The 15,057-nt window shown below is 41.3% G+C and carries 11 protein-coding genes; 2 read left to right on the top strand and 9 right to left on the bottom strand.

From position 1 onward, the window contains the following. Nucleotides 1-3: 3 nt before the first annotated feature. The 5 genes from oppC to OO184_RS00935 all read right to left on the bottom strand — a co-directional run bounded on the left by oppC (nucleotide 4) and on the right by OO184_RS00935 (nucleotide 6,548). Nucleotides 4-912, bottom strand: a complete 909-nt coding sequence (gene oppC / locus OO184_RS00955; protein ID WP_139656039.1) for an oligopeptide ABC transporter permease OppC — start codon at nucleotides 910-912, stop codon at nucleotides 4-6. A gap of 14 nt (nucleotides 913-926) precedes the next feature. After that, the gene (gene oppB, locus OO184_RS00950; protein WP_088374227.1) at nucleotides 927-1,847 is read right to left on the bottom strand and encodes an oligopeptide ABC transporter permease OppB; all 921 of its coding nucleotides are present in this window, start codon (nucleotides 1,845-1,847) and stop codon (nucleotides 927-929) included. Between the two features lie 85 nt (nucleotides 1,848-1,932). Beyond that, nucleotides 1,933-3,573, bottom strand: a complete 1,641-nt coding sequence (oppA, locus tag OO184_RS00945) for an oligopeptide ABC transporter substrate-binding protein OppA (protein WP_265377590.1) — start codon at nucleotides 3,571-3,573, stop codon at nucleotides 1,933-1,935. A 138-nt stretch (nucleotides 3,574-3,711) separates the two neighbouring features. After that, nucleotides 3,712-5,349 (bottom strand): ABC transporter substrate-binding protein, encoded by a 1,638-nt coding sequence (locus tag OO184_RS00940; RefSeq protein WP_265377589.1) that lies wholly within the window; start codon nucleotides 5,347-5,349, stop codon nucleotides 3,712-3,714. Between the two features lie 554 nt (nucleotides 5,350-5,903). Next, on the bottom strand, nucleotides 5,904-6,548 hold the full coding sequence (locus OO184_RS00935; protein ID WP_265377588.1) for a YchE family NAAT transporter: 645 nt from the start codon (nucleotides 6,546-6,548) through the stop codon (nucleotides 5,904-5,906). Nucleotides 6,549-6,956: 408 nt separating this feature from the next. On the opposite strand from OO184_RS00935, the gene adhE reads away from it, so the two are divergent. Beyond that, nucleotides 6,957-9,590, top strand: a complete 2,634-nt coding sequence (gene adhE / locus OO184_RS00930) for a bifunctional acetaldehyde-CoA/alcohol dehydrogenase (RefSeq protein ID WP_265377587.1) — start codon at nucleotides 6,957-6,959, stop codon at nucleotides 9,588-9,590. 113 nt (nucleotides 9,591-9,703) lie between these two features. Here adhE and OO184_RS00925 read toward each other — a convergent pair whose 3' ends face one another. Continuing rightward, nucleotides 9,704-10,303 (bottom strand): thymidine kinase, encoded by a 600-nt coding sequence (locus OO184_RS00925; RefSeq protein WP_265377586.1) that lies wholly within the window; start codon nucleotides 10,301-10,303, stop codon nucleotides 9,704-9,706. A gap of 643 nt (nucleotides 10,304-10,946) precedes the next feature. Between OO184_RS00925 and hns the strand changes: the two genes are divergently transcribed. Continuing rightward, nucleotides 10,947-11,351 (top strand): histone-like nucleoid-structuring protein H-NS, encoded by a 405-nt coding sequence (gene hns / locus OO184_RS00920; RefSeq protein ID WP_046397237.1) that lies wholly within the window; start codon nucleotides 10,947-10,949, stop codon nucleotides 11,349-11,351. A 297-nt stretch (nucleotides 11,352-11,648) separates the two neighbouring features. Here hns and OO184_RS00915 read toward each other — a convergent pair whose 3' ends face one another. Genes OO184_RS00915 through galU form a run of 3 tightly spaced genes read right to left on the bottom strand, consistent with a single transcriptional unit; the run spans nucleotide 11,649 to nucleotide 14,937 of the window. After that, the gene (locus OO184_RS00915; protein WP_265377585.1) at nucleotides 11,649-12,662 is read right to left on the bottom strand and encodes an NAD-dependent epimerase; all 1,014 of its coding nucleotides are present in this window, start codon (nucleotides 12,660-12,662) and stop codon (nucleotides 11,649-11,651) included. 8 nt (nucleotides 12,663-12,670) lie between these two features. Further along, nucleotides 12,671-14,014: a UDP-glucose dehydrogenase family protein gene (locus OO184_RS00910; protein ID WP_265377584.1), complete on the bottom strand. Its 1,344-nt coding sequence runs from the start codon at nucleotides 14,012-14,014 to the stop codon at nucleotides 12,671-12,673. 23 nt (nucleotides 14,015-14,037) lie between these two features. Continuing rightward, nucleotides 14,038-14,937, bottom strand: coding sequence for a UTP--glucose-1-phosphate uridylyltransferase GalU (gene galU / locus OO184_RS00905; RefSeq protein WP_265377654.1), 900 nt, complete (start codon nucleotides 14,935-14,937; stop codon nucleotides 14,038-14,040). Nucleotides 14,938-15,057: the final 120 nt, after the last annotated feature.

The following is a 15,057-nucleotide window of genomic DNA, read 5'->3' as shown; positions in this document are numbered from 1 at the left end:
TCCTTAACGATCTTTCGGATCGAGGGCATCACGCAAGCCGTCGCCGATAAAGTTAAAACAAAACAGTGTCACCACCAGAAAACCGGCAGGAAACAACAGCAACCACGGGGAAACTTCCATCGAATTCGCACCATCACTTAACAATGCGCCCCAACTGCTTAATGGCTCTTGAGTTCCCAATCCCAGAAAGCTAAGAAATGATTCAAACAGAATCATGCTTGGCACCAATAAAGATGCATAAACCACCACCACTCCCAATACATTAGGGACAATATGACGCAGCACAATATGACGGGTTGATACACCACACACCAACGCCGCCTCAATAAACTCCTTACGTTTTAGGCTCAATGTCTGGCCACGGACAATACGCGCCATATCCAGCCATGACACCATACCGATGGCGACAAATATCAGAAAAATATTCTGTCCGAAGAAGGTCACCAGTAGGATCACGAAAAACATGAATGGAAATGAGTTTAGAATTTCCAACAGACGCATCATAACTGAATCTATTTTTCCGCCTATATAGCCGGATAATGATCCATATAAGGTTCCGACGACTACCGCCACCAAAGCGGCTGCCACCCCAACCATCAATGAAATGCGCCCCCCAATAGCAACACGCACCAACAAATCACGACCGGAAGAATCTGTACCAAAATAGTGACCCGATTCAAAATCGGGTGGCATCGACATCATGGCCCAGTCAGTATCATCATAAGTAAATTGGGCTAACATCGGCGCCAGGATCACAAACAAAGTAATCAAAGATAGCAGACACAAACTGGCAATCGCTGCCCGGTTGTGAATAAAACGACGTCGTGCATCCTGCCACAAACTGCGGCCTTCAATTTCCAGTTGCTCAGAGAAATTTTCCAGAGCTTCGCTGTTTTGTTTATTCACTATCATTGCGTGCTCCAGTCTTAATAACGAATCTTCGGATCGATAACAGCGTACAACACATCAACAATCGCATTAAAAAAAATAGTCAAGCTACCAACTAAAATAGTCAGACTTAACACCAACGAATAGTCACGGTTCAATGCGCCATTAACAAACAACTGCCCTATTCCCGGCAACCCGAAGATCGTTTCAATCACCATCGAGCCGGTAATGATGCCGACAAAAGCCGGCCCCATATAAGAGATAACCGGTAACAACGCTGGTTTTAAAGCATGGCGGAAAATAATGATGCGCAATGGCAACCCTTTGGCCCGCGCAGTACGAATAAAATTAGAGTGCAGCACTTCTATCATCGAACTACGAGTAATACGGGAAATACTGGCGATATAGGCCAAAGACAACGCTACCATCGGCAAAATCATATATTTAGGCGCACCGCCATTCCAGCCTCCTCCCGGCAGCCATTTAAGATGAATAGCGAACCCCAACACCAGTAACGGCGCCACGACAAAACCCGGGATAACAACCCCCGTCATGGCAAACCCCATAACCGTATAATCCCATTTGGTATTTTGGTTAAGTGCAGCAATAACCCCGGCGCTGACCCCCAAGACAACCGCCATGATAAATGCCGAAGCCCCTAATTTAGCCGACACTGGGAATGCTGTTGCTACCAGATCGTTAACCGAGTAGTCCTTATATTTGAAAGAAGGCCCAAAATCTCCTTTAGTGAGTTGAATTAAGTAATCAAAATATTGTTTATAAATTGGGTCATTCAAATGATATTTCGCTTCAATGTTCGCCATCACTTCTGGCGGCAATTTCCGCTCGCCGGTAAATGGGCTGCCTGGCGCCAACCGCATCATGAAAAACGAAATAGTGATAAGAATAAAAAGTGTCGGGATCGCCTCTAAACAACGGCGTAAAATAAACTTAAGCATCGCCCGTTCCTATGTGTTGGCCCTTAACCCTGGCCTTAAAATAATTTGACACTAAAGCAGCCCTTTCCGGGCTGCTTTACAACGATTAGTGTTTGATAATATAAAAATCTTTGGTGTGTAAATTATCCAAAGGATCTTTCCCTGTATAGCCGCCAACATAGGGCTTCACTAACCGGGTATTCACATAGTAATAAAGGGGGACAATAGCCGAATCTTTATCTAACTGCGCTTCTGCTTTCTGATAAACCGCAGCACGTTCATCATCTGTCGCCACTTTCAGAGATTCCTTCATCAGCTTATCAAACTCATCACTCTTATAATGAGCCGTGTTATTACTACTGTAAGAAAGCATTGCATTCAGGAATGAAGAAGGTTCGTTGTAATCAGCACACCAGCCAGCACGGGCCACGTCATAATTACCCTGATGTCGAGTATCGAGGAAAGTTTTCCACTCTTGGTTTTCCAAACGAACATCAGCACCTAAATTTTTCTTCCAAACAGAAGATACAGCGATTGCAATTTTTTTATGCAGATCAGAGGTGTTATAAAGCAAGTTAAATTTCAATGGATTATCTTTATTATAACCTGCTTCGGCCAGTAATTTTTTGGCTTCTTGGTTGCGTTGTTCCTGACTCCAACCAGCAAACCACACTGGTTTTGTTTCTTTAAAGCCATCAGTAAACGGCGGTGTATAACCGGAAGCAGGGATATCACCCTGTGCTTTGACTTTATTGGTCACAATATCGCGATCCATAGCCAATTTCAGTGCAGTACGGACGCGGGGATCATTAAATGGGGGTTTTTCGTTATTAATTTCGTAGTAGTAAGTACATAAATGCGGGTTAATATGCAACTCGTTCGGGATCTCTTTTTTCAGTTTCTGAAATAGTTCAATCGGCAAATTGGTATAAGTCATATCAATTTCGCCACTGCGATAACGGTTTACATCCGTGACCTCTGACGAAATTGGCAGAAAAGTAACCTGATCAATAACGGTATTTTTATTATCCCAATATGTCGGGCTACGTTCCATCACAATACGTTCGTTAACTACCCAATTTTTCAGTTTATAGGCCCCATTACCGACAAAATTCTGTGGCTGAGTCCATTTTTCGCCATATTTTTCTACCGTAGCTTTATGAACCGGTGACATTGAAGAATGAGCCAAAAGTCTTGGCAGATAAGGAACCGCTTCGCTCAATGTAAGCTGCAATGTATAGTCATCCAGCGCCTTTACTCCCAGCGTATCTGGTTTCTTTTTACCACCGATGATGTCATCAATATTGGTGAAATGGGCATACTGGAGATAACTTTCATAGGGAGAAGCAGTATTAGGATCGGCCAGACGTTGCCAACTGTAAACAAAATCATGCGCCGTGACAGGATCACCATTAGACCACTTAGAATCTTTACGCATATGGAATGTCCAGACGGTAAAGTCTTTATTTTCCCAACTGGTCGCAGAACCTGGCAAAATTTCGCCATTCGGACCAACAATGACGACACCCTCAAACAAATCACGCGCCAAATGTGCTTCTGGCACCCCTTCAATCTTATGCGGATCTAACGATTGCGGTTCAGAGCCGTTATTACGGACTAAAACCTGTTTATCAGCTAATTGAACACCATCAGGCACTTTTGCAGCAAAGACCTGACTTGCGATTATCATACTCAGTGCAGCGCTGATGCTGACAGTAAGTAGTTTCTTTTTCGTTGTGTTTATCATCTTTTTCTACTCCAATTTTATACCGTCAGATTTGTTATCAGCCGACGGCCCAGAAATAAAGGGTGAATTACCACCTGCATACAAAAGGAACGATTTTGTTTGCAGGGTCTCAGTAACTCTTTTGAATCAAGCCACTGTCTAATTTTTTATCATATACAGTCGCTTAATATCCATATAATCCAATGGGTCTTTCCCTGAAAACCCTCCCACTGATGGGCTAATAAGCCGTACACTCACCCGGTAATAAACAGGAATCAATACTGAATCTTTATCCAGTTGAAATTCAGCTTGTTGGTATAATTTCTTACGCTCAACTGCGTCTTTAGTGATTAACGCTTGCTCCAAATAACTATCAAAATTTTTATTCTGGTAGAAAGCCGTGTTATTACTGCTGTCTGACAGCAACATGTTTAAAAACGCGGTAGGTTCATTGTAATCAGCACACCAGGTTGCTCTGGTCACCTCATAATTCCCCTGATGGCGGCTTTCAAGAGAAGTTTTCCATTCCTGATTCTGCAAAATCACATCCGCTCCCAGATTCTTTTTCCACATGGAAGCGGCGGCGATAGCCTGCTGTTTGTTTTGCTCAGATGTGTTGTATAGCAATGTGAACTTCAATGGATTCGCCTGATTAAAACCAGCCTGGGCCAATAATTCTCTGGCGCGTTTATTGCGCTGTTCCTGTGTCCAATTAGCCCATTCTGGTTTAGCAAAATCGCCGCCCCCGATAAATGTTGGCGTAAAACCATAAGCCGGTATTTGCCCCTGCCCCATAATTTTCCCCGCAATAATATCCCGGTCGAGACTTAGCTTGACGGCTTCGCGGACTCTGACATCAGTAAACGGCGGTTTTTCATTGTTAATTTCATAATAAAACGTGCAAAGGTAAGAACTGACACGAACCTGATCGGGGATCTCTTTTTTCATTTTCTGGTACAGAGTCGGCGGAATGGCGCTGTGGGTGATATTTATCTCTCCACTACGATAGCGGTTAATATCACTGGTTTCAGATTGAAGAGGTAAGAGAGTCGCTTGATCAATAACTGTTTTTGCATTATTCCAATATCTAGGGTTGCGTTCGAGCACTATCCGCTCATTGACCACCCACTCTTTCAACGAATACGCCCCATTACCGACATAATTTTCTGGCAGCGTCCATTTATTGCCCCATTTTTCAACCACATCCTTTTTCACCGGTTTCATTGCCGTATGGCTGAGCATACTGACGAAATAAGGCACAGGATGCGTCAGAATCACCTGTAAACGATGATCATCCAACGCTTTTACGCCTAACTGATCAGGCGATTTTTTACCTTTCAAAACATCACTAACATTTTCAACATAAGCATATTGAAGATAGCTGGCATAAGGTGAACCTACCTTGGGATCAGCTAATCGTTGCCAGCTATAGACAAAATCGTGGGCAGTGACAGGGGTTCCATCACTCCATTTAGCATTATCACGCAGATAAAAGGTCCATACCTTGTAATCCTGATTTTCCCAATGAGTTGCCACGCCCGGCACAATTTCTCCTTTGGGGCCTGTACTCACCAATCCTTCCAATAAATTAAGAATAACGTTGGTTTCCGGTACACCTTCGACTTTATGTGGATCAAGCGAGGCAACTTCTGTGCCATTATTAATAATAATTTGCTGTTTATCCGCAAGTTTCACACCATCTGGAAGTTCAGCGGCAGACACGGCTGTAACAGGAAATGCTGATAATAAAAATATACAGGAAATAAACTTATATAATTTTAATTGTTTGATCTTCATTTTTTACCTCCAGTTTGATGGACTTGTTCATTCCACATATCACATCAAGGCCGGTATCTTCACATTATTTAGCCCAAAGTAACGGATTAAATATTAAAGCGGACTTATCATATCAACTGTTAAAATATCGCTCTTATATTGCAAAAGCCATCCTTACAAACAACTTAGTGCGACCTATTACATTAATTGATAAAATATGCCAACAACCATTACAACTAATTGATATATATACAATTATTAATTTTAAACTTAACTAAAATAGCAAACAAAGCTAGACCAAAGATGAAAATAAACATAATTTTAACAAATTGCAATCAATGCAAATTAAAAACCTACATTCATCACAAAACAGTGGTGGAAGCAACCAGTTACACATTGAACTCACAGGAAAGAATAATTTAGAAAAATATTGGGTTATTTGTATAAAATTCAGAGAGTACCGGTAAAAGAAGTGCGAAAAGCCTATGATATAGGCTTTATAATAAAAATGATAAGAATATTATAATTTGTAATTTCAATAGAAAGAAAATTGACGCCGTTTATCGCCAATTGTATCAAAGCAACCCTGGGAATAGCGCTTTGATCCCTGTCACAATCAGTTCAATTCCTAAAGACATCAATAGCAGTCCCATAATCCGAGTGATAACATTAATGCCCGTTTGCCCAAGATATTTGACGACTAAAGGTGCAGATCGAAATAATAACCAGCAGCAAAAAGCAAACAACGCGCTGGTAAGCACCAACCCAATAAAATTCTGCCATCCTTGATAACGAGAACTCCAGACAATACAAGAACTGATTGCGCCGGGGCCTGCCATTAACGGCAATGCCAGCGGCACAACACCAACACTTTCTCTAACAGCAGTTTCTGACTTTTCCTGCTTATTCTGTTTATCCTCTCCAAGCTTACCGTTAATCATCGACATCGCGATGGTCACAACCAAAATCCCACCAGCAATACGAAAAGAGTCAATGGAAATGCCAAACATACGCAGTATCGAGTCACCTAACAGCAAAGCTATCCATAAAATGATGGCGACAGAAGTATTAGCAACCAAATTGGTTCTATTACGAGCCGGCCGGGGTTGATAGTGAGTCATACTGATAAAAACCGGCAAAATACCAACAGGATTGACCAGTGCAAACAGTCCAACAAAAAACTTAATGTAACCAGAAAGATCCAGCAGTAAGTCACCCACAAATAACCTCTATAAAGTTACACTGTGTTATTAAAAATATTCTCATGATCGCTCACCAAAAAATCTATAAAACTTAATTTTTTCTTCACTTTATACTGGTAAAGCTCCATTTTCCATCGATCACAACGCATTTTCCAATTTAAAATATCTTATATAACAAGTTGTTAACTCAATATTTTCATTAGATGAAAAATTCAACCTTTCAACCCTATTTACACCCAACCAACAATAATTATCACCGACCCAAGCTGAAAGGAGTCAGCTTGGAATTTATGTGATTAAGATCAATATATATTTAATACCAAATGGTAACCTGTAGCTACCAAAAAATCACCAGGCTAAATAGTCTAAAAAATACTTATTCATTGATATTAAAAGATTTTTAATATTTTCCAGGAGTACTTCTTTATGACTGTAACTCATGTTACTGAACTAGACGAACTGGTTGCCAGGGTAAAAAAAGCACAACGTGAATTTGCTAACTTTTCTCAGGAGCAAGTTGACAAAATCTTCCGCGCTGCGGCCCTCGCAGCAGCAGATGCACGCATTCCTTTAGCAAAATTAGCCGTAGCAGAATCCGGTATGGGAATTGTCGAAGACAAAGTAATCAAAAACCACTTTGCCTCCGAATATATCTATAACGCTTATAAAGATGATAAAACCTGCGGCATTCTGTCTGAAAACAAAACATTCGGCACCATCACTATCGCTGAGCCTATTGGCTTAATTTGCGGCATCGTGCCAACCACTAACCCAACATCTACCGCTATTTTTAAGGCCCTCATCAGCCTAAAAACCCGTAATGGCATTATTCTCTCCCCCCACCCACGCGCCAAAAAAGCAACAACCAAAGCAGCAGAATTGGTTCTATCCGCTGCGGTTGCGGCTGGTGCGCCAAAAGATATTATTGGCTGGATTGATGAACCTTCCGTTGAACTTTCCAATGCATTGATGCACCACCAGGACATCAATCTCATCCTAGCGACCGGCGGGCCAGGTATGGTAAAAGCGGCTTACAGCTCGGGTAAGCCGGCAATCGGCGTCGGTGCTGGTAACACCCCAGTTGTTATTGATGAATCGGCTGATATTAAACGTGCTATTGCGTCTATTCTGATGTCCAAAACCTTTGACAATGGCGTCATCTGTGCTTCAGAACAATCCGTTATCGTGGTGGATACTGTTTATGAACAGGTCCGTAAACGGTTTTTTACACATGGCGGTTATCTGTTACAAGGCGAGGAACTGAAAGCTGTTCAAGATATCATTCTAAAAAACGGTTCTCTAAATGCAGAGATTGTGGGTCAACCTGCAACAAAAATTGCCGAAATGGCAGGAATTAATGTTCCTGAAAGGACCAAAATCTTAATTGGAGAAGTGAGTTTGATTGACGAAGCAGAGCCTTTTGCTCATGAAAAACTGTCTCCATTGCTCGCTATGTACCGCAGTAATAGTTTTGAAGATGCTGTAGAAAAGGCAGAAAAATTGGTTGAAATGGGTGGAATTGGTCACACTGCCTGCTTGTATACCGATCAGGACAATCAGGCGGCCCGAATCAAATATTTCGGCGATAAAATGAAAACAGCGCGTATTTTAGTAAATACACCTGCTTCTCAGGGAGGTATCGGTGATCTCTACAACTTCAAACTTGCTCCATCTCTGACACTAGGTTGCGGTTCTTGGGGAGGAAATTCCATCTCTGAAAATGTGGGGCCCAAACACCTCATCAATACCAAAACCGTAGCAAAAAGAGCAGAAAATATGCTGTGGCATAAACTTCCGAAATCAATTTACTTCCGTCGCGGTTCCCTGCCTGTGGCATTAGAAGAAGTCGCCACTGACGGTGCAAAACGCGCCTTTATCGTAACAGACCGTTTCTTATTCAATCATGGTTATACTGATCAAGTCACTGATGTGCTGAAATCTCACGGGATAGAAACGGAAGTTTTCTTTGAAGTTGAAGCAGATCCTACCCTAAGCACAGTTCGTAAAGGTGCGGAACAAATGCACTCATTCAAACCGGACATCATTATTGCCCTAGGGGGAGGTTCCCCAATGGATGCAGCCAAAATTATGTGGGTGATGTATGAACACCCAGAAACGCATTTCGAAGAACTGGCTCTACGATTTATGGATATCCGTAAACGCATCTATAGATTCCCCAAAATGGGGGTTAAAGCGAAAATGGTAGCCATTACCACAACGTCCGGTACAGGTTCTGAAGTAACACCATTTGCGGTTGTCACTGATGATGCAACCGGTCAGAAATATCCACTGGCTGATTATGAATTGACGCCTAATATAGCTATCGTTGATGCCAATCTAGTCATGGATATGCCGAAATCACTCTGTGCTTTTGGTGGACTGGACGCCATCACCCACGCTCTGGAAGCTTACGTATCGGTCTTAGCAAACGAATACTCTGACGGACAAGCACTACAAGCGTTAAAACTACTAAAAGAGTTCCTTCCTGCCAGCTATCACGAAGGCGCCACTAATCCAGTTGCCCGTGAACGGGTTCATAATGCAGCGACTATCGCAGGGATTGCATTTGCTAACGCTTTCTTGGGCGTATGCCACTCAATGGCACATAAACTAGGTTCTGAGTTCCATATCCCGCATGGTTTAGCTAACGCACTGCTAATTTGTAATGTTATTCGCTATAACGCTAACGATAACCCAACCAAACAGACTGCATTTAGCCAATATGACCGCCCACAAGCCCGCCGCCGTTACGCTGAAATTGCCGATCATCTCGGTTTATCCGCTACTGGTGACCGTACTGTCACAAAAATCGAAAAACTGTTAGCTTGGCTAGAAAAGCTCAAGTCTGAGCTAGGTATTCCAACATCTATCCGTGAAGCGGGCGTTCAAGAGGCTGACTTCCTGGCAAAAATTAATAAATTATCTGAAGATGCTTTCGACGATCAATGTACCGGAGCTAACCCTCGCTACCCGCTGATTTCTGAGCTGGAACAATTGCTGTTGGATTCATACTATGGACGAGAATTCACAGAAACTGTTACAACAGCAGAAAGCCGGTAAGAACAAATTTATTAACTGATTAAATACTACTTAAGGGTGCTAATATCAGCGCCCTTTAACTCACCTCCGCCCTATTAACAGAGCACCTAACCGCTTCACAGAAAGACTATCCACTACATATTGCTTATTTTCTTCACCTCACTGACAGCATCCAGATAGTGCTTACGGCAAACAGACACATATTTTTCATTACCGCCGATATCAACTTGTTCACCATCATAAATGACCACACCTTCGCTATCCAAACGTAATGTACGGTTTGCCTTGCGTCCACAGTAACAGATAGTTTTCAACTCAACTAACTTATCAGCCCACGCCAGAAGATACTGGCTACCGCTGAAAAGCTCGCCTCTGAAATCGGTTCTCAACCCATAACAAAGGACCGGAATATCATCGTAGTCAGTCACCTTACATAGCTGTTCAATCTGTGCTTTCGTGAGAAAATGGCACTCATCAATCAGCACACAATGCACTTTTGCCTGCTTATTTTCATCTCTAATCAACTCGCCAATATCTGTCTGTTGACTAAACAGAAGCGCATCAGAAGATAATCCAATCCGAGAATTGACTTTTCCCTTTTCAAACCGGGTGTCAATTTCTGCGGTAAACACCAGCGTTCTCATCCCTCTTTCATTATAGTTATAAGAAGATTGCAACAGGGATGTTGATTTTCCAGCATTCATTGCGGAGTAATAAAAATAAAGTTGAGCCATTAGCCCTACCCCTTAACAAAATTTATAAAGCCATATAGTCAGATGAGTTTACCATAAACTTTAGCCGTGATTATCCATCCCAGTAAGCTGTACCGGTTGATATACCGAAATATTTAGCTTAGTGATGTCTTAATGATTCATGATCATCATCACACCAACCGAGTAATAAAGCGCATTTGAATGACAAATGTTCATGTTTAAATTAAGAAGCGAAAGCCAGACTGATTTGTTGCATATCGTATGCAAATTAATAATGTGCGTGATTTACTTCCAGAAAACGGTAACAGTAAATCAGCGATAACTCATGGATTAGTCATAAGTTTTTTTTAACTTAGTATTATTCTGCTTTAGCAGGTATGATAAGAAACAGTTAAAATTACTTACCGATTTAGTATATACCTGGTTTATAAATTAGAGAGATTATCATGTTCCCCTTTGTTAAAGGTACCCTGAACATGTTATTGGGGAATGACAATCGAAATAGCTGTATAAAAAGCGCTATATAACTTTTGTAAAGAAATTACGTTTAAAAAAAAGAGCCATTTTATCCGAATATGATAAATTGACTATTGCAGAAAATAAAATAGCATTCTATTATTATATCCACATCAGCCATCATCATTAATAATTTGAGACCAGGACAATGAGCGATTTAAAAACCCTAAATAACATCCGTACTTTACGAGCTCAAGCAAGAGAATGCCAACTTGAGTTCTTGGATGAAATACTTGAAAAACTGACCGTCGTTGTTGAAGAACGTCGTGAAGAAGAAAGTCAGGTACAAGCTGAATTAGAAGAACGTACACGTAAATTGGAAGAAGTTCGTAAAATGATTCTTGACCAAGGAATTGATCCAAGCGAATTACTTCAGACAATGAGCGCCGGCAAATCTGCTGGTAAAACAAAACGTCCTGCTCGTCCAGCTAAATACCAATACGTTGATACAAACGGTGAAACTAAAACTTGGACTGGCCAAGGGCGTACACCTGCTGTTATCAAAAAAGCAATTGAAGATGAAGGAAGAACGCTGGAAAGCTTCTTACTCTAATTCATTGTTTTTGAAGTTAATTTAATTAAAAACACCCTTTTAAAATAGAAGGGTGTTTTTATTATTAAGCAGCTTAGATAACAAAAGAATTAATGTCTATCGAATGAGCGTGTATAAGTAGCCTTGGGAAGGATTTAGTCGGATTGCCCGTTTTTCTATCACTTCTTTACGATAAAGCAGGCGAGTTACTCGCTTAGCCAATGCCTAGGTAAATTAATAGTCAAACAGACGCAACTATTTACTTCTCTCTGATCACTATCGTTGATTCAATAGAAAAGGAGCCAATGGCTCCTCATCTTATTTAGACTTATGATAGAAACTTAAATACCACTCTACAAACTGCTTCACACCCTGCTTCACAGGTGTATTTGGGGCAAACCCTATTCTTTGGAAAATGTCACTTGAATCAGCACAGGTCGACAGAACATCACCATCTTGCATGGGCATCAAATTTTTCTTAGCCTGAATGCCTAATGATTCTTCTATTGCTTCAATAAAATCACCTAGTCTAGTTGGTTGACCATTACCAATATTATAAATACAGTAAGGGGCAGAGCTGGCAGATATTTGTCCATCTTCAACCGTCCAGCTCTCATTTGGCACCGGAATGATGTCTTGCAATCTGATTATTGATTCAACGATATCATCTATATAAGTAAAATCTCTAACCATATTACCGTGGTTATAAACATCAATCGGCTGCCCTGATAACATAGCCTTAGTGAACTTAAATAAAGCCATATCAGGACGTCCCCACGGGCCATATACGGTAAAAAAGCGCAAGCCTGTCGTTGGCAACTGATAAAGATGAGAGTAACTGTGAGACATTAATTCATCTGATTTTTTTGTTGCTGCATATAGTGAAACTGGATGATCAACTGAATCGTTTGTAGAAAACGGTTGCTTCCTATTTAATCCATAAACAGAACTAGAAGAAGAATATAATAAATGCTCAACATTATTGTGACGGCAACCTTCCAGAATATTGATATGCCCTATTATATTCGAATCAATGTAAGCCATCGGGTTTTGCAACGAATAGCGAACACCCGCCTGAGCCCCCAGGTGGATAACCCGCTGAAATTGGTGTCGAGAAAAAAGATCGGGAATGGCTATTCTGTCAGCCAAATCCAGCTTTTCAAATTTAAAGCCCGACTTATCAAATAATAGATCTAACCGCGCTTGTTTGAGATTCACATCATAATAGTCATTAAGGTTGTCGATACCTACAACCTCATGCCCCATTTGCAATAATCTCTGGCTCACATGAAAGCCAATAAAACCAGCCGCGCCTGTGACTAAGAATTTCATTGTATTACTCAGATAACTGGATTAATGGATGCGCCACGACCAATCCCATAATAAGTAAAACCTCGGGATTGCAGGCGCTCAGGATCATAGAGATTTCGTCCATCAAAGATAACTGGTGTTTTAAGAAACTCTTTGATGACATCAAAATCTGGCGCACGAAAACTTTGCCATTCAGTACAAATAATCAAAGCATCGGCCCCCTTAAGCGCCGCTTCCTTGGTCCCCATCAGTAATAGATCATCGCGCTGACCATAAATACGCTGAGCTTCCTGCATCGCCTCGGGATCGTAAGCCTGTATTTTGGCTCCCGCCTGCCATAATGCTTCCATCAAAACACGACTTGACGCTTCACGCATATCATCGGTATTCGGTTTGAACGATAATCCCCAGACAGAAAATGTCTTACCGGATAAATCTTCACCAAAATGGCGCATGACAAAAGAAGGCAATTTATGCTTTTGCAGTTCGTTCACTTGCTCTACAGCACGCAGAATTTTAGGCTGATAACCAATTTGCTCTGCGGTACGAATCAATGCTTGCACATCTTTTGGGAAACATGAACCACCATAACCACAGCCTGGATAGATAAAATGATAGCCAATACGGGAGTCAGAACCAATTCCTTGACGAACATGCTCAATATCAGCGCCAAGCATTTCAGCTAAATTCGATATCTCATTCATAAAACTGATTTTCGTTGCCAGCATACAGTTAGCAGCATACTTCGTCAGTTCTGCACTACGAATATCCATCACAATCATACGATCATGATTACGGTTAAATGGTTCGTACAATTCATGCATCAGGTTAATGACTCTTTCATTGTCACACCCGATAATAATCCGCTCAGGACGCATACAATCTGCAACCGCCGCGCCTTCTTTAAGGAATTCAGGGTTAGAAACCACATCAAATGGAATATCAACATTACGTTGACACAGAGTTTCATTAACAACGGCATTAACTTTATCTGCGGTACCAACAGGAACCGTAGATTTATCGATAATCACCTTATAGCTATCCATATGTTCCGCAATAGTACGGGCAACCGCTGTCACATACTTTAAATCTGCTGAACCATCTTCATCAGGAGGAGTGCCGACAGCAATAAATTGTAATTTACCGTGCGCAACACCAGCCTTTGCATCCGTACTAAAATTCAGGCGGCCTTCTTCATAATTTTTTTTAACCAGTGGAGCTAAGCCAGGTTCAAAAATGGGAATTTGACCATTTTTCAGATTTTCAACTTTATTGGCATCTATATCAATGCAAAGAACATTATGACCGACTTCAGCTAAAACCGCCGCCTGAACCAAGCCAACATAACCAATACCAAATACCGTAACTTTCATATAATACCTAAATTTCCGTAAAATTATTCTTTAACCTGATCCTGCAAAGTCACTAACCAACCAGTAAACTCTTTTCCCAAAGCATGATGTTTCATGCCATACCGGACAAATGCCTGCATATAACCGAGCTTATTACCGCAATCATGGCTCACACCCTGCAAGTGATAGGCTTCCACAGACTCCTGTTCTATTAACATGGCAATTGCATCAGTAAGTTGAATTTCATCACCGGCGCCTGGCGCTGTTTTTGATAATAATGGCCAAATTTTCTCGGACAACACATAACGCCCAACAATAGAAAGATTTGATGGCGCTTCTTCCGGTTTAGGTTTTTCAACCACTCGCTTAATTGGTTTGCTGTCACCGGGTTGAAGATTTTCTCCTTGGCAATCGACAATACCATAACTCGAAACTTCTTCATGAGGTACAGGTTCTACTAATATTTGACTCGCACCCGTTTCATTATAGCGAACCAACATCTCGCTCAGATTATATTTAGTCAGATCCGTACTGTATTCATCAAGAATAACATCCGGGAGTATCACAGCAAAAGGCTCATCACCAATTAAAGGCTTGGCGCATAACACCGCATGCCCTAATCCTTTAGCAATTCCTTGACGAGTTTGCATAATAGTGACATGACTTGGACAAATAGATTGAACCTCGTCCAATAACTGACGCTTCACCCTTTGCTCAAGGATAGCCTCTAACTCAAAACTGGTATCGAAATGGTTTTCAATTGAATTTTTTGATGAATGAGTCACCAAGATAATTTCATTAATGCCAGCGGCAATACATTCATTAACGACATACTGAATAAGAGGCTTATCCACTAAGGGCAACATCTCTTTGGGAATGGCTTTCGTAGCAGGTAGCATCCTCGTTCCCAAGCCCGCTACCGGAATAACAGCTTTCTTTACCATTTTTTCTACTGATGGTTTTTCTACTGATGGTTTTTCTACTGATGGTTTTTCTACTGATGATTTTTTTACTGCTGTCATTAATCTTTCTCCCGATGTTTTTTGACTGAAATAAATTCGTCT

Origin of the sequence: Photorhabdus aballayi (assembly GCF_026153155.1) — a bacterium.
GTDB classification, from domain to species: Bacteria; Pseudomonadota; Gammaproteobacteria; order Enterobacterales; family Enterobacteriaceae; genus Photorhabdus; species Photorhabdus luminescens.
This window is presented reverse-complemented; position numbering and strand designations above follow the sequence as displayed.

Bases quoted from the DNA above. Each gene is read 5' to 3' on its own strand.
- oppB (WP_088374227.1), bottom strand. From the start codon at position 1,847: ATGCTTAAGTTTATTTTACGCCGTTGTTTAGAGGCGATCCCGACACTT.
- OO184_RS00910 (WP_265377584.1), bottom strand. From the start codon at position 14,014: ATGAAAGTTACGGTATTTGGTATTGGTTATGTTGGCTTGGTTCAGGCG.
- OO184_RS00915 (WP_265377585.1), bottom strand. From the start codon at position 12,662: ATGAAATTCTTAGTCACAGGCGCGGCTGGTTTTATTGGCTTTCATGTG.
- adhE (WP_265377587.1), top strand. From the start codon at position 6,957: ATGACTGTAACTCATGTTACTGAACTAGACGAACTGGTTGCCAGGGTA.
- OO184_RS00940 (WP_265377589.1), bottom strand. From the start codon at position 5,349: ATGAAGATCAAACAATTAAAATTATATAAGTTTATTTCCTGTATATTT.
- oppC (WP_139656039.1), bottom strand. From the start codon at position 912: ATGATAGTGAATAAACAAAACAGCGAAGCTCTGGAAAATTTCTCTGAG.
- galU (WP_265377654.1), bottom strand. From the start codon at position 14,937: ATGGTAAAGAAAGCTGTTATTCCGGTAGCGGGCTTGGGAACGAGGATG.
- oppA (WP_265377590.1), bottom strand. From the start codon at position 3,573: ATGATAAACACAACGAAAAAGAAACTACTTACTGTCAGCATCAGCGCT.
- hns (WP_046397237.1), top strand. From the start codon at position 10,947: ATGAGCGATTTAAAAACCCTAAATAACATCCGTACTTTACGAGCTCAA.
- OO184_RS00925 (WP_265377586.1), bottom strand. From the start codon at position 10,303: ATGGCTCAACTTTATTTTTATTACTCCGCAATGAATGCTGGAAAATCA.